The organism is Campylobacter sp. MIT 12-5580, from assembly GCF_005406235.1.
In the GTDB taxonomy this organism is placed as follows: Bacteria; Campylobacterota; Campylobacteria; order Campylobacterales; family Campylobacteraceae; genus Campylobacter_D.
Genome location: NZ_NXLK01000003.1, coordinates 254954 through 280895, shown reverse-complemented (window position 1 = coordinate 280895; position 25942 = coordinate 254954). Strand labels below are relative to the sequence as shown.

The window sequence follows — 25942 nt, the reverse complement described above, 5'->3', positions numbered from 1 at the left end:
AAAGTATTTAGTCCAAATGAAAAACTTCTTCCATATCAAGCCATTTTTCCCCAGCTTTGCCTAGAGAAATTTGACAAGGATCAGTAAGTTTCCACCATTGTTGTGTGTTGCTATCATTTGCCATTTTTTGCATATCAGCCTTAAAATCTTTACCCACATACTCAAAATACGCAAATAAAAACTCCCCAAAAAGATAAATAGAATAATTTTGTATATTACACGCCTTAATCATCTCACAAACTCCCTCACTAGGCTTTTCATGCAAGGCTTTATACAAGGCTATTTTGTCTTTTTTGATCTTAATGATTTGTCCATATCTTTGCATATCATTTTCCTTTATATATTCTTAAAGCATTTTTATAAAATAAGGCGTCTAAGTCCTTAAAAACCTTGCTTTGCTTAATCAAAGCTATCCATTCTTTAGGGCTTAACTTAGCCACTGGATAATTACTGCCATATATAAGCCTTTGCTCGCCAAAATACTTTTTTGCAAGATGAAAGAGCGTAAAGATAAAATCCTTTGGCGTATCTTGACAAAACCCATCTAGGGCTGAAATTTTTACATATACCTTAGAAAAGCTTGCTAGGGCTTTTAAATTTTCTTCATAGACTTTAAGATCGCTTAGTCCTAAGCTTCCTAGATGATTTAACACCACTTTAAGTTTAGGATTTTGCTTTAAAAACTCTACAAGCAAAGACAAATGCTCACTTTTTACACAGGCTTCAAAGGCTAAATCATGCTCAATAAGCTTTAAAGCTATGATCTTAAAATCCTCATCAAAAAGCCTTTTAGCCCCATTTTTGCTCGTATGCATAACCTCTCTAAAAGCACAAATTTGTTCTTTATGAAGCAAATCAGCCAAACAAAGCTCAAGCTTATAAAGTCTTTGAAGTTCAAGGGCAAATAAAGCTTCCTTAGCCTTATCATCGCTATTTACCTCAACATACAAGCCACCTAAAAAATCAAAATCCTGATACTGCTTTTGCAAGTCTTTAAATTCATAATCTTGCTTTAAGCTTTCATCATTTTCAAGCCAAGAAATATCAACTTTATTTAAATTCCAAAGATGAATATGAGCATCAAATATAGCTTGCATATCAAGCCCTTATCCTAGAGCCAAAAAAGCCATACCAAGCCACATATAAAAACAAAGGTGCAAGACTTAAAAAGCCAAGTCCTGTGCCAAAATGATCATTAATCAAGCCCACTATAATAGGCATAATCGCTCCTCCTACTATACTCATGACAAGCAAAGAGCCTCCAAGTTTGACTTGATTAAAAGGTAGGTTTTTAGTCGCCACTGCAAAGATGGTTGGAAAAGATATAGACATAAAGAAAAATAAAGCGATTAAAAGTACTATGCTAATAAAGCCAGAGCTTAAATACAAGGCTATACAAATAAATACATTGATTAAAGAATAAAGCCCTAATATACTCTCGCCTTTAAATTTTTTCATCAAAGGTGTAGTCAGTATCCTGCCAAGCATGAAAGCTACTAAGGCTATAGAGAAAAAATACGCTCCTTGTTCATCTTTTAAGCCTTGATTGTGTTCGCTAACATAGTTGATGAAAAAAGCTCCTGCTGTAACTTGACTTGCTATATATAAAAATTGAGCCAAAAGTCCTAGATTAAAATGTCTATGCCTAAACACTCCTATAGGCTTAGAATCATCTTTTTGCTCATAGTCCTTACTTACAGCTGATCCTTCTGGGAGCTTATTAAGCCAAAAAGCGATAAAAATCAAAATAACTATGCTGGCAATGCCAACATATACAAGCTGGACATTACCCATATTTGCAAGCAAGGCTGCTTCAATCTGTGCAGCACTTGCTCCCTCATCTTGCTTAGTGATAGACAAAAACAAAGCCCCACCTATAATAGGTCCTAAAAACTGCCCCAAGCCATTAAAACTTTGAGCAGCATTAATCCTAAAACTTGCATTTTTTTCATCTCCAAGCTTTGTCATATAAGGATTTGCACTTGTTTCTAAAGAACCTATACCACAAGCTAAAACAAAAAAGGCAAACAAAAACAAAGCAAAGCTTGCTGAATTTGTTGCTGGTATGATGAGTAAGCAACCTATGGCATAAAGAGCTAAGCCAAACATTATGCCTATCTTATAAGAAAAGCGACTGGCTATATATCCAGCTGGCAAAGCGATGATAAAATACGCTCCAAAATAAGCAAGCTGTAAAAAACCGCTTTCATGCTGAGTGATATGAAGGTGGTTTTGGAAATTTTTATTCATCACATCAACAAGTCCATAACTTACGCCCCATAAGAAAAATAGCGAAGTGACTAAGATGATGGCGATTTTGATATTTTTTGCATTTGTATTCATTTGTTCTCCTTTTAATCCCAATTTAAAGCCCTATCTAAATGCACATAACCTCCATCTACATTTAAAATTTGTCCTGTGGTATGTGAAGCAAGCGGGCTGAGTGTAAATACTGCTGTATAAGCAATTTCTTCTATAGTCGTAAAGCGATGTCCTAGTGGTATGAAGCTGGCTATTTTTTCATACTGAGCCTTTGGATCTTTGAAATTTTGTAGCCATTTTTCATATAAGGGCGTCATAACCTCAGCTGGACACAAAGCATTCACACGCACATTATCTTTAGCAAAGGCACAAGCCCATTCTCTAGTAAAGCCCATTTGTGCAGCCTTTGCTGAGGCATAAGCTGAGGTTCTGCCCTGCCCTGTAATGCCTGTTTTGCTGACTATGTTTAAGATAGAGCCTTGTTCTTTTTTGAGATAAGGCAAGGCTTCTTTACTCATAGCATAATAATGAAAAAGATTGTTTTCATAAGAGTTGATAAGCTCTTTAACGCTGGTGTTTTCAATGTGAAGATTGTCATTTGCCCCAGCATTATTAACTAGAGCATAAATAGAGCCAAATTTTGCAATGATTTTTTCTATCAAAGCAGGGATTTTTTCATATTCTTTCAAATCACACTCATAAAAAGCATAATTTTGAGATAAAGCCTTCATTTGCTCTTGTTTTTCTTTTTCTAGTTGTGATCTTGAGATAATCACGCTAATACCTCCCTCACTCGCCCAAAGCCTAGCTATACCATAACCTATGCCCTTAGCTCCTCCTGTGATGATACATACCTTATCTTTGATCTTTAAGTCCATTTTCCCCTCCTTTTTAGCAAGTTACAGCAAGCCTATATATAGAAAAGTCATTTTGCTCATTAAGCTCAGCCTTAACAAGCTCGCCTTGTGAAATTCTAATGATAAGCTCGATTAACTCATCTCTTAATTCTTCTTTGCTTTTAGCCTCATCTATCATCTTACCTGCGTTAATATCTATAACATCATTCATATTTTCAAAACAAAAAGTATTTGAACTCATCTTTATAGTTGGCACTATGGCTGAACCTGTTGGCGTGCCTCTACCTGTGGTAAAAACGCAGATATTTGCCCCACCAGCAACCATACCAGAAAGCTGTTCTATGTCATTGCCCGGTGTATCCATAAAAGTAAGCCCCTTAGAAAGCACAGGCATAGCATAATCAATCACTTCCATCAAAACTCTTGTGCCAGCCTTATACACACAGCCTAAGGATTTTTCCTCTATGGAGCTTAAACCTCCTGCTATATTGCCAGGGCTTGGATTTGCCCCTCTTATATCTGCGTTAAAAGACTTTACCTTTTCTTCATAACCTAAAATCTTTTCATATACTTTTTGAGCGACTTTTTCATCTTTTGCCCTCTTAGCTAAAAGGGCTTCACAGCCTATAAGTTCAGTAGTTTCAGCTAAAATCACGCTTCCGCCTTCATCGATGATAAAATCGCTTAAAGCACCCAAAGCCACATTAGCACTCAAACCACTATAACTATCACTGCCTCCACATTCTGTGCCAAGTATAAGATCTGAAAAATCCCCCTCACTCTTTGGCATTTTTAAGGCTTCATCAAGCATGGCTGAAACGATTTTTACGCCCTTTTCAACGCTTTTTTGCATACCCCCACTTTCTTGTATATTAAAATACTCCACTTCTTTATAAGGACATTCTTCTTTGATCTTATTTGCAACAGCCTTTGCTTGCACTACCTCACAGCCTAGTCCTACGATTAAAGCTGCAAAAACATTAGCATTTGTGCCATGCCCAATAAGCACTCTTGCGGTTTGCAAAGCGTCAAATTCAAGCTGAGAACAGCCATGCTGGTGGTTAATATACACAGCCCCAGGACATTTTTTAGCAATAAGCTCGCAAACCTTGTTCGCACAATGCACGCTTGGTATGATAATGACTTTATTTCTTAAGCCAAAACGTTTATCAGCCCTTCTATAACCTTGTATTTTTATCATCAATCCTCCTTTTGCACTCTTGCTCTAGTGCCTGTGGTATTGTGAATATGCACCCATGCCCCAGCCTTAATATCACAACTTGCCCTAGCAATAACTTCAGCATATTTCACAACAAACTCGCCTTCTTTAATGTCTTTAAGTGCAAATTTATGTCCGCTTTGAATATCATCTTGCAAAAGCACTCCTGCTAGGCTTTGTCCTTTTTTAAAATCATGCAAGGCTGTGGCGACATTGTCTTTTTCACTCACTATAATAAAGCTTTTCATAAGCTTATCCCACTTTCTTTTTCAAGGCTTTTTATCAAGCTTTTAGCCTCATCTAAGCCTTGTTCTAGGGCTTTTAAGCTTGAGGGTGAAAGAGGATGTAAGCTTTTATTTGCAAAGTTAAATCCTCTTGCTTTTAAAAGCAAGGCAAAACCCATAGGAAAAGTAAAGCTCATAGCAAAACGTATGCATTTTAAAATGCTTTTTTGAAGCTTCATCGCCTCTTTAAAATTTTCTTGCTTTGAAAGCTTGTAAATTGCACTCATAAGCTCAGGGAAAACACCAGCTATAGCTGTCATAGAGCCTTTTGCTCCAGCCATTAAAGCCCCAGCATAAAACTCCTCCCTACCTACAAAAATATCAAAATCCTGAGGCACAAGATCAAGCAAATGCGATAAATGTAAAGCATCTCCACTACTATCTTTTAAACCGACAACATTGTCAAGTTCAGCAAGCCTTTGAGTAAGTTTTAAACTTAGAGGCGGTGCAAAAAGAGGGATATTGTAAAGATACAAAGGAAGCTTAACTTTTGAGGCTATATTTTTAACATACTCAAAAAGCGTATCCTCATCAAATTTATAATAATAAGGCATGGCAAGTAAAAGAGCGTCAAGCCCTAGTTTATGAGCCTCATTAGCCAAAATAAATGTGTTTTCATAAATGGTTGAGCTAATGCCTGTAATCACTGGGGCATGATTTTTACTCACGCTTTTACAAAGCTTCATAAGTGTAATTTGCTCTTTAAGCCCTAAAGCTTGAGAATCCCCTGCAGAACCGTTGCAAAAAAGTCCATCTAAGCCCTTAGTAAGCCCAAATTCACAATAACGCATAAATTCTTTTTCATTGATACTTAAGTCCTCATTATAAGGCGTAAGCAAAGCTGGAAAAGTGCCTTTTAAAATACCCATGTTTGTCCTTTTGTAAAATTATTTTTTGTATATACAAAAATATTTTTATATACGAAACACTATAGCATAAAAAGTCTAATCTTCAAAATACCAATACAGCTCAAAACACCTATAAATTCACAAGCAAACACTTTAAAATAAGCTTTTAAAACAAAATAAGTTAAAAAACACATTTTTAAAATCTTGTTACAAAAGGTAAAAAATATGCTAAAATTTCAAAGCAAAAAAGGAGAAAATATGTTGCACCAGCCTACTCTTAGGGTGATTAAGGTATTAAATTTGCTTGCAAACTCGCCAGAAAAACTAAGCCTTAGTCTCATCTCTAAACAGCTTAATATCCCACCAAGCACGCTTTTTCCTATACTGCAAACCCTGCAAAATGAGCATTTTATACTTTGTGATAATGCAAATAAAAGCTATGATTTAGACTATAAAGTCTTAGAACTTGCTCAAAAGATAAAAAATGAAAATACAGCCTTAGAGCTTATCAAAAAATATATGAAAAACATTAGGGATTTAACGCAGCAAACCTGCCAACTTGGGATTTTAAAGGGTGGTGAGGTATTGTATCTTGAAAAATTTGATGCCTCAAGTGATGTGCAAATTAAATCCTTTGTAGGGGCTTCTTATCCAGCTTATGCAACAGCACTAGGCAAAGCCTTGCTTGAAAAAAAGAGCAAAAAAGAACTAGCACAAATTTATACTCAACCCTTTATCACAATGACGCAAAATACAACAAAAAACATAGATGATCTTTATACAAAAATCACTCAAATCAAAAAAGATAAAATCGCTATAGAAAGCGGTGAGCTCAATCCTCAAATAGAATGCATGGCTATAGGCATAGAATACAAAAAAGAAATTCTTGCTGCTATTAGCATAGCTTACCCTCTTTTTTACTCAAGTAAAGAATTTAAAGAAAAAAACAAAGCCATTTTACTCCAAGCAAAAGATCATATACAAAAAGCTCTTAAGCTTTATTTCCCAGAGCTTAAAGGTATTTAAAAGTGGAATTATTTTTTTAAATAATGCACCATTTGTCCAAGTGCTATAGAGCTGTCATTTACTGGAAATTTTAAGCCTGTTTTAAAATTTAAGCCCCTATTTTTAAGCAAAGTTAACAAAGTTGTATTTTGAAAAACGCCCCCACAAAGCAAAACTGGCAGTTTCTCATCTAAGTGTAGCTTTTTTTTATACAGCGTTGAAAGCTTGATAATGCAAGTTGCAAGCGCATTTAAAAAGCCTGTGCAAGCGTGTTTTTGATCATCTTTTAGGGCTTGTAAAAAGGCATTTTTAACACAAATTTGATTATTTTTAAGCTTAAAATTATAGCTATAATTTAAGCTAAAATCATAATATTTTTCCATTAAAAGCCCAATTTGTGCTTCATAATCAAGTCTTTCTTTATCAAAAATCACACTCCCAAAAGCATCAATAATCCTGCCTAAAGAGCTTGTATAAAGCTTGCTTTGGGTATAAATTTTTTTAAGATTTGTCCATTTTTTAGCGTCCATAGTAGCTAAAAAATCACAAGCTTCTTGCTCTAAATCATATTTTAAAATAAGACTTAAGGCTAAGTTTTGAATCTGTGTAATATCTGCATTGATAAGCTTAAACTCATCAAAATGAGCCACTCTTTCATACTCTTTTAAGCTCGCTTGAAAGACTTCTCCTCCCCAAATATAACCATCATCGCCATACCCAGTGCCATCAAAGGCAAAAACAAGCAATTTTTGCGTATAAAAACCATGCTCAAAAAGCACAGCACAAGCATGAGCGTAATGGTGCTGGAGCTTAAAAGCTTTTTTATAGTCTTGATTGAGGCTAAAATGTGGGTGCTTATCACTAATAACTTGCGTAAAATTTAAATCATAACTTTTGCGAAAAAAATCCAAAAGTGTTTCAAAACGTTCTTTAGTATCTAAGCTTTTTAAATCCCCTATATAAGGAGAAATCAAAAGCTTGTTATCAAAAGCGATCACGAATTGATTTTTAAGCTCAGCCCCTAAAGCAAGGGCGGTTTCATTTTTAAAATTCTCATCAAGCTCTATGTAAGTTGGATTTATCCCTCTTGAAGTGCGCAAAAACATACACTCATCATTTACTACACAAGCTATGCTATCATCACTTGCATTAACAATCTCTCTTTCATAATCAAGATAATAATCAAACACCCCATTAAGCTTTTCTAGCAAGGCTTTTTCTTTATAAATAATGCTTTCAGAGCTTATATTGGCACTTGTAGCCACTATTGGGTTTGAAAAATACTCAAAAAGCAAGAGATGAAAGGGTGTGTAAGCTAGCATAATACCTATTTTATCAGTATCAAAAGCAATTTGTGCTGGCATTTTTTTAGCCTTTAAAAGCACGATGGGCTTTAAGATAGAATTTAAAAGCTCTTCTTCTTTTGGCGTGATAAAGGCTAATTGTAAAGCCATTTGCATATCCTTACACATTAAGGCTAAAGGCTTAAAAGGGCGGTGTTTTCGCTCTCTTAAAAGCTTTACCGCCTTTTCGTTTAAGGCATCACACACCAAATGAAAACCACCCATTCCCTTAATAGCAAGCACTTTGCCTTGCTTTAAAAGCCTTGCACTTTCTTTAAAGGCTTTTTCATCACTTGCAAGAACCCTGCCCGCACTATCTTTTAAATGCACTTTGATGGCACACTCAGGGCAGCTTATAGGCTGGGCGTGAAAGCGTCGATTTTTTGGATCTTTAAATTCGCTTTGACAAAACTCACACATCTTAAACTCAGCCATGCTGGTATTTTGTCTATCATAAGGAAGCTTTTTGATGATAGAAAAACGCACCCCACAATGCGTGCAAGTAATGAAAGGATAATGATAGCGAGGATTTTTTGGATCATAAAATTCATTTTTACATGCCTCACAAAGTGCAAAATCACTTAATATAGCACTTGTTTTAAGGCTTTGTTTGGACTTTGTGATACTAAAATCAATATAAACTTGCCTTGCTTTTTGTGTGCTTATATGAATGTGAGCTATACGAGCAAGGGCTGGTAAATTTGCTTTTAAAGACTGCAAAAAAAGCTCAAGCTTAGCCTCATCACAGCTTAAAAAAATCACCACGCCCTTTGTATCATTAAAAACCTCGCCTTTAAGCTTTAATTCTTGAGCTAAATTAAACACCAAAGGACGAAAGCCTACCCCTTGCACAAGTCCTGAAATTTCAAGCTTATATATAAAGGGGTGCATGAGCTATCTTGCAGTTTTTAAGGTGTTTTAAGGCATTTTTAAGTAAGCTTTTATGCTCAAACAAAGAGCCTGAAAGGATAACAATTTGAGCTTGATTTTTCTCTCTTAGCTCATCATAAAAATCCCTTAAGAAAAATGCCAAGCTTTCAACTGCTCCATAAGCTATATTAGAAGCTTGAACACCAGCTAATAAAAAGCTCATTACTGAACGCAAAGTGCGTGTATAATCAAATTCTTTTGAGTGTTCTTTAAAGCGGTAATCAATCTTTACTCCACGAGGAATTTTACTCTCATCACTAAGCTCTAAAAGCTTTACAGCTGCTTTTTGAGGGCTATCATCAAGCTTTAAAATAAGCCCAACTAAGCCAAGCAGTGAAAAAAAGCTTTTCTCAAGCTCAAACTCACCTTGCAAAAGCTCAAATTGAAGGGCAAAATTATCATACAAACGTTTTCCAATAGCATCAGCACAAATATCCTCATACATTTGTTTTGCTGAGCTTGGCATTGTTAGTTCTAAAAGCCTAAGTTCCTTATTTAAAAGCACAATATCATCTTGAGTCTTACTCAAATCAAGCAATAAAGACTCTTGCTTAAAATCGCTCAGTATATAAGAAATACGTGCATAGTTTTTATCTTCTTTACTTAAAATCAGCTCTTTTGCTCTTTGGTTGATAAAATCAAGCCCACGCACGATCACAAGCTGGTTTTCAAACTCAAAAAGCTCAAGCTCGTCTTCAAAATGCTCAAGCTTAAAAAAGCTTAAAAACTTAAAACCTTCCTCAAAAAGCTTTAAACCCAGTGCAAATAAAAATAAATTATACGCCATTTTTACCTTAAATTCATGCTGTGGCGTGGAGTGATTTTTACGAAATATCGAGCTAAAACGAAGCTTCATTATAGGCTTTTCAAGACTTGCAAGAAGCTTTAAGTTTTCATTGCTACATACAAAGGCTGAGTTTAAAGCCTTTAAATCAGTAGGCATTAAAAAACTTGCCTTAAAATCATCATCAAAAAGCTTGATTTTATACACGCCAAAAGCATTTTTAAGCACTAAATGCTTGGCGTTTTTAAGCACATTTACGCTTTTATCAAGCAAGACATTAAAATTTTCTTGAGTGATAGGCTCAAATTCTTTTTCATCAAAACTTAGCATATCATCTACAAAACACGACCATTCATTTGTTTCAAGCTCGTTTTTCTCAATATAAGCATTTAAATTTTTTGAACTTAAAAAATCCCTTTTTGTAAAATCAGCCAAATTTTTTGGTTCTTCTTGTATAAAATACTCATCTTCTAAGGCTTTAACCTCAAAATGACGCAAAAAAACTGAATTAGCGATAAAATTCAAATGATTGCAAAAGTCAGTAAGTCCAGCCTCATCAGACTTCACATCAAAGATGATATGATCTTGAGTTTTACGCAAAGCAAAGGCAAAATCCCTTGCATAATAGCACAACAAAAACTCCAAAAAATCATTATCACTTATATAAGTAAAGTCAAATCTTAAAAACACTTATTATCCTTTTTAAAAAGCTATACTATAGCATTTTTTTAACAAAAGCTCGCTTAAATAAACATACTCTAAATTTGTTGTGTGAAATTTAAGCCTTTAAGCAACCTCTGTCTTTTCCTAAAATCTGGCATGATTTGCTCTATAAAATCATAAAATTCTTTTTGATGATGAGGGAATTTTAAGTGTGTTAATTCATGCAAAATCACATATTCAATAGCCTTTAAAGGCTTGTGAATGAGCCTTAAGTTTAAATTTATACGCGCAAAGCGATGATTGCAAGAACCCCATAAAGTCTTAGTTTTTTTAATGCTTATTTTACTTACTTTTCTTTCAAAATAAGGCTGATATTTTTGTATGTAAAAGTTAAAAATTCGCAAGGCGTGCTGTGTGAAAAAAAGCTCTAAATCTTTTTTATTTTTTGCTAAAAGTTCATTTTTGCAAAGTCTTGTTTTTGCAAAATTTTCATCAAAACGTAGTATATAAACCCTGCCAAGAAAGCTGATTGTATCTTTTTGCAAACTTGCCTTTGCATTTAAAAATCGCTTTAAATGCTTATCAATCCAAGCCTGATTTTTTTGCAAAAACATAAAGACTTCACTTTCGGTGCAAGAAAGTGGAATGCTAAGCTTGAATTCCCCATCATTATTTGCTTTAAGACGAAGGTATTTGATTTTTTTGTATTCAAATTTCAATTCAAGATTTTCAAAATGAAGCACGCCTTTTTTAAAAGCCTTTTTTATGCCATATTTCATACTACAGCTTTTCCCTGCCATTTTTTACTTTTCCAACGCCAAGCATTGCTTAAGCCCCTTAAAAACTCATCGCACAAAAAGCCTATCCAAACACCTAAAATTCCAAGCTGTGCATAAAAACAAAGTCCGTATGCCACCGGCAAAGAAACACCAAGCATAAAAATGCACGCCATGATAAAAGGAAAACGAGCGTCCCCGCTTGCACGCAAGGAATTAACCATAACGATATTAAAGGTTCTTGAAGGCTCTAAAAAAAGCGAAAGCAAGAAAAGTGGTTGCATTAAAGCTTTAAGCTCATCATTTAAACCAAGCTTTTGCATGATAAATCCTTGCAAAAAATAAAAAACCAACACCACACTTAAAGTCGCAATAATGCTGATATAAAAAGCTTTCCAAGTGTGTTTATATGCCACATTTAAAAAGTTTGCACCCACAAGCTTGCCGATGATAATCTCATTTGCCACACTTATAGCCTGTCCTGTTAGCATAACAAACATAGAAATTTGAAAATAAATCGTCTGCACGCTTAAATTTGATGCGCCTAAACTTGCCACAAAAGAAAAAGCAATGGTGTATTGCACGATCCAGATAAGATTTTCACCAGCACTAAAAAGCCCTATTTTTAAGATCTTTTTCAAAACACTAAAATCTAAAAAAATCATCGTTTTTATATTAAATTTAAAATTAATCTTAGAAAAAAACACAAAAGCAAGGATTATAATGACGAGCAAACGCCCAATTATCGTTGAAATCCCTACACCAAAAAGCTCTAAATTTGTATAATAAAGCACATAATAATTAATCCCTATAGTGCATACATTCATAATCAAAGTTGCATACATCACCCAATACGCTAGATTATACACACGGATAATAGCAGCTAAAACCGCAGCCAAAGCGTCAAAAAACAAGCAAATTCCAAGCAAATGCAAATAAATCCTACTTGGCGTTAAAAGCTCTTGTGGCACATTCATCAAATCAAGCAAAAAATCACCCTGCAAGAGTATAAAACTCGCACACACCACACCTAAAAGCGAGTTTAAAAACAAACTTTGATGAATGCTTTTGCTGACTAATTCATAATCTTTTGCCCCCAAAGCCTGAGCGATAACGACGCTACAACCTACACTTAAAAAGCTAAAGATAGTGATAAAAATGCTTAAAATTTGATTGCCAGCTCCAAGCGCGCCGATGAGATAGTTTGAATACTGCGTTACCATATAGGTATTGATAATGATCGTTAAATAACGCAAGAACATTTCAAGAAAAATCGGCACGGAAAGTTGTTTCAAAGAAAGTTGTTTTTTAGGCATTAGCTTAACTCATAAATTTTCTTTCTATCGCTTGAGCTAGCTATACCAAGCTGTTTACGGTATTTAGTAATTGCTCTGCGTCCTATTTGTATGCCTGAAAACTCATTTTGAGTAAGCTGGAGTATCTTTTCATCGCTGAGTGGTTTTTGTTGATTTTCATTTTTAATAAGCTCTTGAATATACTCTTTTATCGTTGTATTTGAGGTTTCGCCATCTTCATCAAGGGCTGTTGTGAAGAAGTATTTTAAAGGCACAAGTCCTCGCTCGCAGCCTAAGTATTTGTTTGCTATGGCTCTTGATATGGTTGAGGCATTGCGTTCTAAATCATCAGCTAAGTCTTTTAACTTCATCGGTTTAATCTCTTTGCCGATAAAAAAATCATACTGATGTTCGATAATCATCAAGCCCACCTTATAAAGCGTGGCTTTTCTCATAGCTAAAGCATCAACTAAATTTTTTGCGTCTTTGATGTATGAGCTTAAAAACTCATGCGTCATTCCATCAGTTTCAAGCGAAATTTCAGGATAATACTCATCATTGATCTTGACTTTTATCTCGCCATTTTCGCGGTAGATAAAGATATCTGGCACGATTTGCTGGCTATCCTCAAAATACTCTAAAAAAGGCGGAGTAGAGATATTTTTAAGCACTTTTAAGGCTTCTTTATAAAGTTTATCCTTGGCATAATCTTTGATATTTTCAAAATCCTTTATCAAAAAAATGCAAAATTCATACAACTCATCATCAAGTTCCAAACCATCAAGTGCAAATTGCAAAGCCTCTTTAAAATCCACAGCCCCAACCCCAGTCGGCTCAAGATACTTAAACCTCTGCCTTACTCGCTCAACCTCATCTTTACTATAATCTTTTAAATTTTCTGTATCATACTCAAAATAACCTTCGTTGTTAAGGCATTCTACTATTTTTAGGGCGATTTCTTGGCTTTTTTGAGTAGGAAAAAGTGGGGGCTGAATTTGCTCGTTTAAAAGCTCATAAACGCTTTTTTTAGCTATACTTAAAGCCTCAAGCGTATCGCTAACTGAGTTTTTATGCAAGCTTTCATAATAAGTTCTTTTAGAACCTTTATCATTTAAAGTAGGATTTTCTTTAACGCTGATGAAAGGATTTTCTTTTGCAAATTCATCTAAGCTTTCTTTTAAATCCTCGATATTAGCTTGCAAGATAGGAAGCCACGAGCGAAGTGTATTTGAAAGTTTAGTTTTTTGACTTTGGCTTTGTTTTTGTTTTAGCATTATTCAAGGAGTTTAAACTCCGCTCCTAAGTAGTATTTTCTTACATCTTTATTGTGTGAAATTTCATTTGCACTTCCACTTGCTAAAAGACTGCCTGAACGTATCACATAAGCTCTATCGCAAATGGCTAAAGTTTCACGCACATTATGATCTGTGATTAAAACCCCTATTCCTAAAGCTTTAAGTTCATTAATGAGCTTTTGAATTTCAGCTACAGCGATAGGATCAACCCCAGCAAAAGGCTCATCAAGAAGCAAAAATTTAGGCTCTATCATCAGCGATCTTGCGATCTCACAACGTCTTCTTTCCCCACCGCTTAAACTTAAACCTTTTCTTAAGCGGATAGGCTCAATGCTGAGTAAATCAAGCATTTTTTCAACTTTTTCTTGCAAAATTTGTTTATCTTTATAAATGATTTGCGCGGCTAAAAGTAAATTATCCTCTACGCTTAAATCCTTAAAAATACTACTTTCTTGAGGTAAATAGCCAATACCTTCTTTAGCGCGTTTGTTTAAAGGCTCTTGAGTGATATCCTTACCATCAAGCAACACCTTGCCAGCACTTGGCTTAATAAGCCCACAAATCATATAAAAAGTCGTTGTCTTGCCTGCTCCATTTGGTCCTAAAAGTCCTATAACTTCACCACTATTGACTTCTAAAGAAATGCCATGGATAATCTTTGTTTTTTTGATGATTTTTTCTAAATTTTCAACGCTTAACTTACTCATAAATCACATACTTTCTTTTTTCATCTATACTTGAAATTTTGATATTAAGCACCTTTAAACCCTGCTTTTTTAAAGCTTTTTCAAGGCTATCATCGCCCCACTCTACCAAATGCAAGCCCTCTTCAAAAAAATTCTCAAAAAGCCCGTTTTGCAAAATACCTTCAAAGCCTATTTGATAAAGATCATAATGAAAAATTTCTAAGTTTTTAAATTTATAATGTTGCATAAAAGAAAAAGTTGGCGAATTGACGCTTTCTTCATAGCCTTTAAATTTTAAAAAATGCTGCACTAAAGTTGTTTTTCCACTTGCTAAATCTCCCCTTAAAAGCACCACGCCCTGGGCTGGAAAAAGCGAGCAAATCATTTCAAGTTCATCTTCAGCAAGGACAAGTTCTTTCATAGCTTTTGCACAAACTCACTTTGCATAGTTTTTGGGATATTTTTAAGCACAGGCAAGGCTAAAACCTTGTAAGTATCGATCCTATCATTAAATTTCAAGCTGATTATATCTGCAACCTTAACATCTTTACTAGGCTTTACAACAATCCCATTGATACTGACTATACCGCTTTTACACATATCCTCAGCGATAGCCCTTCTTTTAGTGATATTGACTACATTTAAAAATTTATCTATTCTCATAAATAAAAGTTTAGCAGATTTTTTTGAATTTAGGGTTAAAATTTTAAAAGTTTGGAACAAAAAATGCTTACAAAACAACTTTCTTGATAAATACCTCATTTTTAAAATTTTGCACTTTTTTACACAATGCTTTCAAAACACTTAAAATAAGGCTTTCAAAGCTTTTATTTTTGAAAAAAACCAGCCCAAAAAATTCAAAAAAAAAAAAAAACGCTCAAAGCACTTGATTATTTATTTAAATTTTGATACTATCTATCGTTTAAACTTTTAAATGGAGTATAAAAATGAATTTATTTGATCGGCTTGGCTTAGGCTCAAAAGTAGTAGTGGCGCTTTCAGTGGTGCTTATCATATGTATGCTCGTTGTAACCATTTTGGTTGTTAATATAACGAGCAAAGTTCAAGGCGAGGAAGCAGACAAGCTACTGCAAAATGCAGCCGCACGCGAAGCAAATCTGGTAAAAGGCATTTTTGATGAAGTATATATAGATGTTGTAAGCTCTCACGAAGCTATAGAAGCACTCGTTCAAAATAGGAGTGAAAATTCTCAAAACCTCATCGAGAGAGACTTAATCAATATGCTTGATGTTACGATTTGGGCGCAATTTGCGTATGTATATATTAAAGATTCTTATTATTTTGGTGATAATATCATTAAAGCTAAACACAAGCTCAATAATGGCGAATTTATGGTGTTTGTTGATGATGACGATGTTAATGCAAGTGGTGGTGTAAAAGTCTTGCAAGCTGAAGAATCAATTGCCAATTTTAAAAGCGTGCAGCAAGCCTTGCAAAGTGGCAAACAAACCATAGGAAGCCCTTCTTGGCAAACGATAAATGGCAAAGAGTATTTTGGTGTAGGCATTAACCATCCTCTTTTAGACTCAAGAGGTAATGTTGTAGGCGTTTTGGGTATGTTTATCGACTTAGCTACCATTACTACTATGCTACAAGATCCAAATAAAGAGATTTTTAAAGGCGATTTTAAAGGTGTTTATGCGACTGATTCTACTATAGCAGCGCACGCAAGGAAAGAATTTCTAGGCAAATACTTAAGAGAAGTAAATACCAGCCCAACGATGAATGAGCTCAAACACGCCATAGAAAACCAAATCGAAGGCTTTTATGAATACACAAATTCTTTGGGCGAAGTCAGCCGCACCGCAGTGGCAAATATTGATATAGGACATGGCTTAACAACTTGGACTTTGATCGTTTCTGCACCGACAAGCTCGGTTTATGAATCTGTAGTTAAACTACGTTTTATTATGATTGCTGCAAACATCATCGTTATAATTGTCGTATGTCTTATTATGTTCTTTTTTGTTAGAAATCAAATTTCAAAACGACTTGGCAATGTATCTCATTTGCTTTTTGATTTTTTTGCTTACCTTAACCATGAAAGCAAAGCTCCACCAAAAATGGTGCAACCAAGATCAAAAGATGAGCTAGGACAAGTTGTCGCTGCTATCAACGAAAACATCAAACGAACAGGCAACAACATAGAAAAAGACGCTAAACTCGTTGAAGAAGCCCTAGTCGTTATCAATCACGCTAAAGATGGACGAGCTACAAAAAGAATCACACTTGAAGGTAGCAATCCTCAGCTTAACACACTGAAAAACTCAGTCAATGAACTTTTAAATTTACTCTCTACAGCTATAGGTAATGATTTAAAAGAACTCAATAGAGTTTTTGATTCATTTACCAAGCTTGATTTTAGCACTAAGGTAGCTAATGCTTCAGGTAGAGTTGAGGTTGTAACAAACACACTAGGCGATGAAATCGTAAAAATGCTTAAAACCTCATCTGACTTTGCTAACTCTTTAAGTGAAGAAAGTGGCAAACTTCAAGAAGCAGTAAATGCTCTTACTCAAAGTTCAAACTCACAAGCTCACTCTTTAGAAGAAACAGCAGCAGCTTTAGAACAAATCACTTCTTCTATGCAAAATGTCTCTACAAAAACAAGTGATGTCATCACTCAAAGTGAAGAGATTAAAAATGTCACAGGTATCATAGGAGATATAGCTGATCAAATCAATCTTTTAGCACTCAATGCAGCTATAGAAGCAGCAAGGGCTGGAGAACACGGAAGAGGTTTTGCTGTTGTGGCTGATGAAGTAAGAAAGTTAGCTGAGCGAACACAAAAGTCTTTAAGTGAGATAGAAGCAAATACTAACTTACTTGTGCAATCCATCAATGATATGGCTGAATCTATCAAAGAACAAACTGCAGGCATTACTCAAATCAATGAAAGTGTAGCTCATATAGAAAGTGTAACTCAAGATAATGTGAAGATTGCTAATGATAGTTCTGTGATTTCTGATACTGTTAATAGTATTGCAAAAAATATTCTTGAAGATGCTCGGAAGAAGAAGTTTTAATACTAAAGCATAAGTAATTTTTAAACTTTTAAATCAAACCTTAAACTTGAATTTGAGTTTAAGGTTTGGGTGTTTATTCTTCAGTCATTGCAAGCTTTTGTAAAAACAAAGCTCTATTAGCTTAAAGCTTTAATGTATAAAATACTGATTTTTCTTAAATAATTTAAGCTTTGATTTGCTACAATCTAAAAAAAACAAAAACTACAAATTTTAAAAAGGAACTTGATGTTTAAATCCCTTAACATAGCAATGAAGCTTGTCTTATCCGTTGCTTTAATCGTGATTATAGGAATGGCTTTACTGATCTTTATCATCTCAAATCAAGTTTCTTCTAGCATAGAATACGAAGCAAAATCAACCATCTCTCAAGCCTCACAAAGCTATGCAAACTATATGCAAGGCGTGCTTAATGAATCTGTAGCGCTAACCAAAGCGACTGCACATTCTATCAATCAAACTTTAAAAGAAAAAGATAAAGTGAATGTTTATGTGCTTGAAGCTTTGTTTAAAAACATTTTTGACTCAAATTCACACTCTTCTTATGCTTTTTTATACCTTGAGGATACTTCTATTTTGCTTGATGATTTAGAATTTATTGACAAGCGATATAAAAGTGCGGACAATAGCTTTGGTATAGTATATTTTGATGATGATCTTACTCAAGTTGGACATGTAAAATCCATGCAATTTAGCGAACGTTTTAAAAATCTTCCTGTTGTAGATAAGATCAAAAAAAGCGTCAAAGAAGCTAACCGCAATACTATTTATTTTGATATGCCAATGAAGCTGGATTTTGGAAGGGGTGAATTTTTAGGCATTAATATGGCTATGGCACTTTTTGACAAAAAAGGGAAATTTATAGGTGTTTTGGCTTATACTTTTGATTTTGCGGACTTTTCAAAGCTTTTGCTTGATCCTAAACTTGATCTTTATGAAGGAAATTTAAGGGTTTTATTTACTCAAGATGGAACCATAGCTATACACAAAAATGAGGATTTAATCCTGAAAAAATTCCTAGAAGTCAATACCTCACCACAAGCTGAAACGATCGCAAAGATAATCCAAGCAAATGAAAATGCCACTTTTGATAATTACCTAGCCACGACTTCAGAACTTAGCTATATCAGCGTCGCTTCTTTTTTTACCACTGAAAACTCAAGTCAATGGAGCTTGGTTGTTACAGCGCCTAAAAATGCTGTTTTAGCACCTTTGAAAAAATTAGAACTGACTATTTTTGCACTTTCTGCTTTATTTACTCTTATTATTTTGCTCATCGTGTATTATTCAGTCAATAAAATCATAGGCTCAAAAATTCCTCTAGTTGTCAAAGCCTTGCATAGCTTCTTTCGTTTTTTAAATCATGAAAAAGTAGAATTTCAAAAAATCAAAATCGATACAAATGACGAGCTTGGCAATATGGCAAAAATGCTTAATGAAAGCATTATCACCATTCAGCATAATCTCAAAGAAGATCAAGACGCTGTAAAACAATCTGTGCAAACCGTCCATGTGGTAGAAAATGGGGATTTAACCGCAAGGATTATGGCTAGCCCTAAAAACCCTCAACTTATCGAGCTTAAAAATATACTTAACAATCTTCTTAATGTGCTTGAAGAAAAAATAGGCTCTGATATGAATGAAATTCAAAGAGTGTTTAATAGCTACAAGGCTTTGGATTTCACAACTAATGTGGCAAATGCTAAAGGAAATGTTGAAATCACAATAAACGCACTTGGCTTAGAAATCATCAAAATGCTTAAACAAAGCTCAGAATTTGCAAATACTCTTAGCAATGAAAGCTCAAAACTTCGCCTTGCCGTGCAGTCTTTAGAGCAAAGCTCAAATTCTCAAGCACGAGCCCTTGAAGAAACAGCAAAGTCTTTAGAGCAAATCACTTCTTCTATGCAAAATGTCTCTAGCAAATCAAATGAAGTTCTTACTCAAAGCGAAGAGATCAAAAATATAAGCGCTATCATTAGAGATATATCCGATCAAATCAATCTCTTAGCCCTTAATGCAAACATAGAAGCAGCAAGAGCTGGCGAGCATGGAAGAGGTTTTGCAGTCGTTGCTGAAGAAGTAAAAGCACTTGCTGAAAAAACACAAAAATCTTTAGGCGAGATAGAAGCAAATGCAAATTTACTTACACAAAATATAAACGAAATGGCTGAGAGTATCAAAGAGCAAACCGATGATATCACGCAAATCAATGAAAGCGTAACCATGATCGAAAATATGACTCAAGAAAATGTAAAAATCGCTAATGATTCTTCAGTAATCTCTAAAAGCGTAGATGATATAGCAAGTAGCATACTCAAAGATGTGGAAGAGAAGAAATTTTAAGCATTAAATTTGACTTTTGTTTAATTTTCATATAAACATTTTTTCGTTAGAATACTTGCTTAAATACCACAAAAACCTTAAGGAAAAACGATGAAAAATGAGATCAAAAAAGTCGTTCTAGCTTACTCAGGCGGGCTAGATACGAGCATTATCTTAAAATGGCTTCAAGATGAGTATAAATGCGAGGTTGTAACCTTTACAGCTGACATAGGACAAGGCGAAGAACTAGAACCAGCTCGTCAAAAAGCCCTAGCTTTAGGCATAAAACCAGAAAATATCTTTATTAAAGACTTAAAAGATGAATTTGTGAAAGATTATGTTTTTCCTATGTTTAGGGCAAATGCCATTTATGAAGGCGAGTATTTGCTTGGCACAAGTATAGCGCGTCCTTTAATAGCTAAAACTCAAGCCTTAATAGCAGCTCAAACAGGAGCTGATGCGGTAAGTCATGGTGCTACAGGCAAGGGTAATGATCAGGTGCGTTTTGAGTTAGGATACTTAGCTATAAACTCAAATTTAAAAATCATCGCCCCTTGGAGAGAATGGGATTTAAACAGCCGCGAAAAACTCTTAGCCTATGCTCAAAAACATGGCATTGATATAAGCAAGAAAAAAGGCAAGTCTCCCTACTCAATGGACGCAAATTTACTTCATATCTCTTATGAGGGCTTAGAGCTTGAAAATCCAGCCATAGCTCCAAATGAAGATATGTGGCGATGGACAAAAAGTCCAAAAGATGCTCCAAATGAAAGCCAGATCATAGAGCTTGAGTTTGCAAAGGGTGATTTAGTGGCTATTGACGGACAGAAAATGAACCCTGCCGCACTTTTAGCAAAGCTTAATGAACTTGGGGCAAAACATGGGATAGGACGTCTTGATATCGTTGAAAACCGCTTTGTAGGTATGAAATCACGCGGTTGTTATGAAACGCCGGGCGGAACAATACTACTTAAAGCACACAGAGCTATTGAGAGCATTACTCTTGATAGAGAAGCAGCTCATCTTAAAGATGAACTTATGCCAAAATACGCTCATTTGATCTATAATGGCTTTTGGTTTAGCCCTGAAAGACTTATGCTTCAAGCTCTCATTGATGAAAGTCAAAAACACGCCAATGGACTTGTGCGCCTTGAGCTTTACAAAGGTAGTGTAATGGTAGTAGGTAGAGAAAGTGCAAATGATAGCCTCTTTAATGCAGCATACTGCACCTTTGAAGAAGATGAAGTGTATAACCAAAAAGATGCTGAAGGCTTCATCAAACTTAACGCTTTGCGTTTTATCATCGCTGGCAAAGCTGGAAGGAAATTTTAGTCTTACTTTGATCTAAACTCAAGCCTTAAAATGCGGGCTTGAGTTTAGATTTGATTACAAATTTACCAATCCACACTCCATTGATATATCACCTCAATATATTCTTTTTCTTGTTTATAAATACTAATGCTTCCGCTATCATAACCCATAGCAATCACCCAAAACCTTCCCTCTTTATCAAAGATATAATACAAGCCAACTTCATCTTCTTTATTGCTTTTGTCTTCTCCATAATCATATAAATTTATCTTTGGTAAAGTTTCAAGTTCATTAAAATCTCTAAAAAGAACAAAAGCTTCAGCTATGCTTTTTGTTTTAATGAAGTATTTTCTAATACCTACTTTTTCATCGTTTATCTCCCCGCAAGGAAATTCATATCCCTTTGTCTTGTATTTGCATAAGTCTATAAATTCAAGCTTTTTATCAAAATCTAACTCTATTTTAGCCTTATCATAAGGCACAGCTAAGCTTGGAGTAAAAAATCCTTGCCTTTGTTCTATAAGCTTATTTGCCTCATCTTCGCTTAACTCCACTATACCACTATAAAGACTGCTACACAATATACTGATAAAAATAATTAGTTTTTTCATATATTAATCCTTAAAGCCAAATCAGCAAATTCTTTTATACTATCTTTTATTTTAATTTTTATACAAAGCATTATTTTTATATATTTTTATTGCTATAAGCTCTTTTTTCTTTTCTTTAAATTCACCCAATTCTTTATACTCTACAAGGACTTTATCTCCTATGTTAAATTCTAAAGCCTCGCCTTTTAAATTTTTGTCGTATGAAATGATTTCAAAGACTTTATCAAAGAGTTTTCGCGCGTTAACTGGAACAAAGACTTCAATATCCTCATCTAACAATCTTACATAAATAGTTTGCATGCTTTACTATATTTTAAGTTTTTATCTAAAAATGCTCTTTTAATATCATTTAACTTTTAAACAAAGCTCTTTGTCTTGTGTGACAACAAGCAAAATCTTAAAAAATTAAAGTCAAATTTACAAAAAAAATATACGCAACTTTATTTAAATTTCAGCTTGTAAAACTAAGATTAAACATAAAATGTTACAATTGTCTTTTTTACAAAAAGGATAAAAAATGAAAGTATTATTAATCAAAGATGTTAAAGCTCTTGGCAAGGCTGGAGAGATCAAAGAAGTAAAAGATGGCTACGGACAAAATTTTTTAATCGCTAAAGGTTTAGCTAAGGCTGCTACAAATGAAGTTTTAAAGCAATTTGAAGCCGAGCAGAGAAAAAAGGCTGAGAATTTGCGTTTTGAGCTTGCAAATTTAGAAAAGCTTAAAGATGAATTAGCCAAAGTAAGTTTAGAGATCAAAAAGCCAGTAGGTGCTAATGGCTCGCTTTTTGGCGGGGTGACAAAAGATGAGATTGCTACAGCTTTAAAAGAGCAATGTGGCTTTGAGCTTGATAAAAAAAGCTTAGAATGTGATACTATAAAAACGCTTGGTTTGCATGAGATTAGCGTAAAGCTTGGACATGCTATACATGCAAGTTTTAAACTTAGTGTAAAGGCTGAGTAATGTTTCACGCAACGACAATTTTAGCTTATAAGGGCAAAAACAAATCCGTCATAGGTGGAGACGGACAGGTAAGCTTTGGTAACACTGTGCTTAAAGGCAATGCTGTAAAAATTCGCAAACTCAATAACGGCAAAGTTTTAGCCGGCTTTGCAGGAAGCACAGCTGATGCTTTTAACCTTTTTGATATGTTTGAAAATTTGCTTAGTGCTTCAAAGGGTGATTTGCTTAAGGCTGCGATTGATTTTAGCAAAGAATGGCGGAAAGATAAATACCTCAGAAAGCTTGAAGCTATGATGCTTGTGCTTGATAGAGAACATATCTTTTTGCTTTCTGGCACAGGTGATGTGGTTGAGCCAGAAGATGGACAAATCGCAGCCATAGGAAGTGGCGGAAATTTCGCCCTTAGCGCAGCTAGAGCCTTAGCCAAACACACCAAGCTAGATGAAGAAGTGCTGGTAAAAGATAGCTTGCAAATCGCAGGCGAGCTTTGCATATATACAAATACAAACATAAAAACTTATGTCATAGAGGATACAAAACAATGAATTTAACCCCAAAAGAAATAGTTGAGTTTTTAGATGATTATGTTATAGGACAAAAAAATGCCAAAAAAATCATAGCCATAGCCCTAAGAAATCGTTACCGCAGAATGCAGCTTTCTAAAGAGCTTCAAGATGATATTACCCCTAAAAATATCTTGATGATAGGCTCAACTGGGGTTGGAAAAACTGAAATTGCAAGAAGATTGGCTAAGATGATGGGCTTTCCTTTTGTCAAGGTTGAAGCAAGTAAGTACACTGAAGTTGGCTTTGTAGGACGCGATGTAGAAAGCATGGTAAGAGACTTAGCAAATGCTGCTTTAACTTTAGTAAAAAACGAACAAAGAGAGAAAAATCAAGAAAAAATCGATGAATTCATAGAAAATAAAATCCTTGAAAAACTCCTACCACCCCTACCAAAAGGCATAAGCGAGGAAAAGCAAAACGAATACGCAAACAGCCTTGAAAAAATGCGCGCAAAGCTTAAAGATGGCAAGCTTGATGAAAGCGTGATCGAGGTAGAAATTTCACAAAGTATGTTTGATACCAATCCAAATTTACCGCCTGAAATGGGAGCTATGCAAGATATAGTAAAAGTTATAGGCGTTGGAAGCAAAAAAGTCAAAAAAGAAATGAAAATAAAAGATGCCAAAAATGCCCTTCAAAGCGAGGCAAGTGAGAAAATTTTAGATATGGAAAGCATTAAAAGCGAGGCTTTAAAAAGGGCTGAAAATGAAGGCATTATCTTTATCGATGAGATTGATAAAGTCGCTGTTTCAAGTTCTAACTCAAGCAGGCAAGATCCAAGCAAAGAAGGCGTGCAAAGGGATTTACTGCCTATAGTAGAAGGCTCAAGCGTGCAAACTAAAATTGGCACCTTAAAAACCGATCATATACTTTTCATCGCAGCTGGAGCTTTTCATTTAAGTAAGCCAAGTGATTTAATCCCAGAGCTTCAAGGACGTTTTCCTTTAAGAGTAGAGCTTGACAGCCTTGATGATAAGGCACTTTATGCCATACTTACGCGCCCTAAAAACTCGCTTCTTAAACAATACGAACAGCTTTTAGCGACTGAAAAAGTAAGGCTTGAATTTAAAGATGAAGCCATTTTAAAAATCGCACAAATTGCAAGCAAAGCAAATGAACAAATGCAAGATATTGGAGCAAGAAGATTACACACTGTGATTGAAAAGCTTCTTGAGGATTTAAGCTTTGAGGCTGATTTGCACGCTGGCAAGGACTTTGTAATTGATGAGGCTATGGTTGAAGAAAAACTTGGCTCTATTATAGAAGATAAAGACTTGGCAAGATATATATTGTGAAGCTTTTTTAAATCGATAATTATCAGCGGAAAGATAAAAGAATACTTTTATATTCATTTTGTCTTTGCGCAAAAATAATCCTAGTTTAATCAATCTCTCAATTTTATCTTTTTAACAAAGTCTTTCACTGGCTTTTCTACTTCGTTTTTCATCGTGTCTATATCACATTCTCCACCAGTGCAAATAAAGCCTGTGTCTTCTTCATAATAATACCCATGCCCTGAAAAGCGTGAAAGATCACTTAAATATCCTAAAGTTTCAGTTATACCACTTAGCTTGTCTTTAAATTCTTTTGGGAAAAAGGTATCATAAAGCTCAAAGTTATGAAGGTATTTTATAGAAAAAATATCAAGGAAATAAGGCTCTGAATCTGAATATTCTCCTTTTAAATCCGCGCTATCTTGCAAGGTGTTTGTAGCAAGAAGCAAGATTCCCATAAGATAAACTCTTTGCACACAAGCTTGCTTTTGCTCTTGGGTGCTAAAACCATAACGCACTATGCTTAAATTTGCATACAAAGGCACTCCATTATCGCCTAGTATCTCATTTGTCTCTTGCACCTCTTTTTCGTTGTTATTATAATCCAGAAAAAAACAACGCATATTATCTCTATATTCCAAAAGGTTCTTATTAAATGTTTTTAAATTCGCTCTTGTAGTTTGCCCTAGCTTTGTGTCTTTTGGAATGCTATTAAGCATACCAAAATAAAGTTTTGAATAAAGTTTGTCTAAACTCGCTGTTTCTTTATTACTACAAATAAGCTTTTCAACCTCACTCTTTGCCTTTGTGCAATCAAAGCTAGGCTTGGCAAGCTCATTTGTAGAAACGATGAGTTTTCCAGTTTTATCTATGAGGTTGTCTTGGGCTGCTTTTTGAAGTATGTTTTTAAGTAAAAATTCACTATTGCTATTTGATTTCATAAACTCATAATACTCTTTAGGATTTGGTGTAAAAATTTCATCAAAGATATGTTTATACTTAGGATTTTCATAGATAAAATTACTCAGTTCATAAAAAGACTTACCATACTCATCTTGCATACAAGAAGTTAGTTCAAGATCTGGAATTATAGGATTAGCACCCTCTGGCAGGTCAATATTACTAGCCATTACTTCACATTCATCTTGTTTTGCAAGCATATTCTTAACCATATTGTTAATTTTATGCTTATCTTGCGTACTTATATGTTCTGCAAGTATTTTATAATAACTTGAATAAAAATGCCCCATTATCATGGTAAGCTTATCTTCATATGCATTCATAGCACCAGTAAGACTACACACACCTATTTTAATATCCTTAGCTAATGATACTTCACATTCTCCAGGGGTTATTTCATCGTATTCTTGGTGTATCATCTCATCAAGATCTAAAGCTTGAAGCCATGCAAAGCTTAAGATTAAAATCACAAGTAGATTTTTTTTCATTGTTCGTCCTTTGGTGTTAAAAGTTCTTATTCTTTAATAAGAGCATTGCTAAACTTTCTTTTGAAGCTTAAAAAGCGATATTATAACTTATTTTGTTTATATTGATGAGCTAAAATTTGTTTTTAAACTTAAATTTAGCTTGAAAATAAAAATTT

25 protein-coding genes are annotated in these 25942 nt (G+C 34.6%); 7 read left to right on the top strand and 18 right to left on the bottom strand.

Going from position 1 to position 25942, the window contains the following annotated elements; all coding sequences use genetic code 11:
* Nucleotides 1–7: 7 nt before the first annotated feature.
* Genes CQA38_RS04945 through CQA38_RS04915 form a run of 7 tightly spaced genes read right to left on the bottom strand, consistent with a single transcriptional unit; the run spans nt 8 to nt 5491 of the window.
* Nucleotides 8–325, bottom strand: a complete 318-nt coding sequence (locus CQA38_RS04945) for an L-rhamnose mutarotase (RefSeq protein WP_137632877.1) — start codon at nt 323–325, stop codon at nt 8–10.
* A gap of 1 nt (nt 326) precedes the next feature.
* Nucleotides 327–1097 carry an amidohydrolase family protein gene (locus CQA38_RS04940; protein ID WP_137632876.1) on the bottom strand — a complete coding sequence of 257 codons (771 nt, stop codon included), beginning with the start codon at nt 1095–1097 and terminating at the stop codon, nt 327–329.
* A 1-nt stretch (nt 1098) separates the two neighbouring features.
* The gene (gene fucP / locus CQA38_RS04935; protein WP_137632875.1) at nt 1099–2343 is read right to left on the bottom strand and encodes an L-fucose:H+ symporter permease; all 1245 of its coding nucleotides are present in this window, start codon (nt 2341–2343) and stop codon (nt 1099–1101) included.
* Nucleotides 2344–2354: 11 nt separating this feature from the next.
* Complete coding sequence (locus CQA38_RS04930) at nt 2355–3140, bottom strand: SDR family oxidoreductase (RefSeq protein ID WP_137632874.1); 786 nt, start codon at nt 3138–3140, stop codon at nt 2355–2357.
* A 13-nt stretch (nt 3141–3153) separates the two neighbouring features.
* Nucleotides 3154–4320 (bottom strand): UxaA family hydrolase, encoded by a 1167-nt coding sequence (locus tag CQA38_RS04925; protein WP_137632873.1) that lies wholly within the window; start codon nt 4318–4320, stop codon nt 3154–3156.
* On the bottom strand, nt 4320–4586 hold the full coding sequence (locus tag CQA38_RS04920) for a UxaA family hydrolase (protein WP_137632872.1): 267 nt from the start codon (nt 4584–4586) through the stop codon (nt 4320–4322). The genes CQA38_RS04925 and CQA38_RS04920 overlap by 1 nt, the downstream gene beginning before the upstream one ends.
* Nucleotides 4583–5491 carry a dihydrodipicolinate synthase family protein gene (locus tag CQA38_RS04915; protein WP_137632871.1) on the bottom strand — a complete coding sequence of 303 codons (909 nt, stop codon included), beginning with the start codon at nt 5489–5491 and terminating at the stop codon, nt 4583–4585. Before CQA38_RS04915 ends, CQA38_RS04920 begins: the two co-directional genes overlap by 4 nt.
* 240 nt (nt 5492–5731) lie before the next feature.
* Between CQA38_RS04915 and CQA38_RS04910 the strand changes: the two genes are divergently transcribed.
* Nucleotides 5732–6496 (top strand): IclR family transcriptional regulator, encoded by a 765-nt coding sequence (locus tag CQA38_RS04910; protein ID WP_137632908.1) that lies wholly within the window; start codon nt 5732–5734, stop codon nt 6494–6496.
* Nucleotides 6497–6504: 8 nt separating this feature from the next.
* On the opposite strand, the gene hypF is transcribed toward CQA38_RS04910, so the two are convergent.
* From hypF to CQA38_RS04870, 8 genes are all read right to left on the bottom strand, one after another.
* Complete coding sequence (gene hypF / locus CQA38_RS04905) at nt 6505–8709, bottom strand: carbamoyltransferase HypF (RefSeq protein ID WP_137632870.1); 2205 nt, start codon at nt 8707–8709, stop codon at nt 6505–6507.
* Complete coding sequence (locus tag CQA38_RS04900) at nt 8690–10222, bottom strand: hypothetical protein (protein ID WP_137632869.1); 1533 nt, start codon at nt 10220–10222, stop codon at nt 8690–8692. The genes hypF and CQA38_RS04900 overlap by 20 nt, the downstream gene beginning before the upstream one ends.
* Nucleotides 10223–10290: 68 nt before the next feature.
* Nucleotides 10291–10974 carry a SprT family zinc-dependent metalloprotease gene (locus tag CQA38_RS04895; protein ID WP_170999472.1) on the bottom strand — a complete coding sequence of 228 codons (684 nt, stop codon included), beginning with the start codon at nt 10972–10974 and terminating at the stop codon, nt 10291–10293.
* Nucleotides 10971–12287 carry an MATE family efflux transporter gene (locus CQA38_RS04890; RefSeq protein WP_137632867.1) on the bottom strand — a complete coding sequence of 439 codons (1317 nt, stop codon included), beginning with the start codon at nt 12285–12287 and terminating at the stop codon, nt 10971–10973. Before CQA38_RS04890 ends, CQA38_RS04895 begins: the two co-directional genes overlap by 4 nt.
* Nucleotides 12287–13540 (bottom strand): RNA polymerase factor sigma-54, encoded by a 1254-nt coding sequence (locus CQA38_RS04885; protein ID WP_137632866.1) that lies wholly within the window; start codon nt 13538–13540, stop codon nt 12287–12289. The genes CQA38_RS04890 and CQA38_RS04885 overlap by 1 nt, the downstream gene beginning before the upstream one ends.
* A complete protein-coding gene (lptB, locus tag CQA38_RS04880) occupies nt 13540–14268 on the bottom strand; it encodes an LPS export ABC transporter ATP-binding protein (protein WP_137632865.1) in 729 nt (242 codons plus the stop codon). The genes CQA38_RS04885 and lptB overlap by 1 nt, the downstream gene beginning before the upstream one ends.
* The gene (gene tsaE, locus CQA38_RS04875) at nt 14261–14668 is read right to left on the bottom strand and encodes a tRNA (adenosine(37)-N6)-threonylcarbamoyltransferase complex ATPase subunit type 1 TsaE (protein WP_137632864.1); all 408 of its coding nucleotides are present in this window, start codon (nt 14666–14668) and stop codon (nt 14261–14263) included. The genes lptB and tsaE overlap by 8 nt, the downstream gene beginning before the upstream one ends.
* Entirely contained in the window at nt 14665–14910 is a 246-nt protein-coding gene (locus CQA38_RS04870; RefSeq protein WP_137632863.1) for an RNA-binding S4 domain-containing protein, read from the bottom strand. Before CQA38_RS04870 ends, tsaE begins: the two co-directional genes overlap by 4 nt.
* Nucleotides 14911–15194: 284 nt before the next feature.
* On the opposite strand from CQA38_RS04870, the gene CQA38_RS09425 reads away from it, so the two are divergent.
* The 3 genes from CQA38_RS09425 (at nt 15195) to CQA38_RS04855 (ending at nt 20948) form a co-directional block, all read left to right on the top strand.
* On the top strand, nt 15195–17294 hold the full coding sequence (locus CQA38_RS09425; protein WP_137632862.1) for a methyl-accepting chemotaxis protein: 2100 nt from the start codon (nt 15195–15197) through the stop codon (nt 17292–17294).
* Between the two features lie 225 nt (nt 17295–17519).
* The gene (locus CQA38_RS04860) at nt 17520–19637 is read left to right on the top strand and encodes a methyl-accepting chemotaxis protein (protein ID WP_137632861.1); all 2118 of its coding nucleotides are present in this window, start codon (nt 17520–17522) and stop codon (nt 19635–19637) included.
* 90 nt (nt 19638–19727) lie between these two features.
* Complete coding sequence (locus CQA38_RS04855) at nt 19728–20948, top strand: argininosuccinate synthase (protein ID WP_137632860.1); 1221 nt, start codon at nt 19728–19730, stop codon at nt 20946–20948.
* Nucleotides 20949–21010: 62 nt separating this feature from the next.
* Here CQA38_RS04855 and CQA38_RS04850 read toward each other — a convergent pair whose 3' ends face one another.
* Together CQA38_RS04850 and CQA38_RS04845 are read right to left on the bottom strand one after the other, a co-directional pair.
* Entirely contained in the window at nt 21011–21538 is a 528-nt protein-coding gene (locus tag CQA38_RS04850; RefSeq protein WP_137632859.1) for a hypothetical protein, read from the bottom strand.
* A 51-nt stretch (nt 21539–21589) separates the two neighbouring features.
* Complete coding sequence (locus CQA38_RS04845; protein ID WP_137632858.1) at nt 21590–21838, bottom strand: hypothetical protein; 249 nt, start codon at nt 21836–21838, stop codon at nt 21590–21592.
* Between the two features lie 217 nt (nt 21839–22055).
* Here CQA38_RS04845 and rplI point away from each other — a divergent pair, with 217 nt between their 5' ends.
* From rplI to hslU, 3 genes are read left to right on the top strand one after another with little or no spacing between them, the layout of a single operon-like run.
* Nucleotides 22056–22499, top strand: coding sequence for a 50S ribosomal protein L9 (gene rplI, locus CQA38_RS04840; protein WP_137632857.1), 444 nt, complete (start codon nt 22056–22058; stop codon nt 22497–22499).
* Nucleotides 22499–23044, top strand: a complete 546-nt coding sequence (hslV, locus tag CQA38_RS04835; protein ID WP_137632856.1) for an ATP-dependent protease subunit HslV — start codon at nt 22499–22501, stop codon at nt 23042–23044. Before rplI ends, hslV begins: the two co-directional genes overlap by 1 nt.
* Nucleotides 23041–24360 (top strand): ATP-dependent protease ATPase subunit HslU, encoded by a 1320-nt coding sequence (hslU, locus tag CQA38_RS04830; RefSeq protein WP_137632855.1) that lies wholly within the window; start codon nt 23041–23043, stop codon nt 24358–24360. The genes hslV and hslU overlap by 4 nt, the downstream gene beginning before the upstream one ends.
* A gap of 89 nt (nt 24361–24449) precedes the next feature.
* On the opposite strand, the gene CQA38_RS04825 is transcribed toward hslU, so the two are convergent.
* On the bottom strand, nt 24450–25787 hold the full coding sequence (locus tag CQA38_RS04825) for a hypothetical protein (protein ID WP_137632854.1): 1338 nt from the start codon (nt 25785–25787) through the stop codon (nt 24450–24452).
* Nucleotides 25788–25942: the final 155 nt, after the last annotated feature.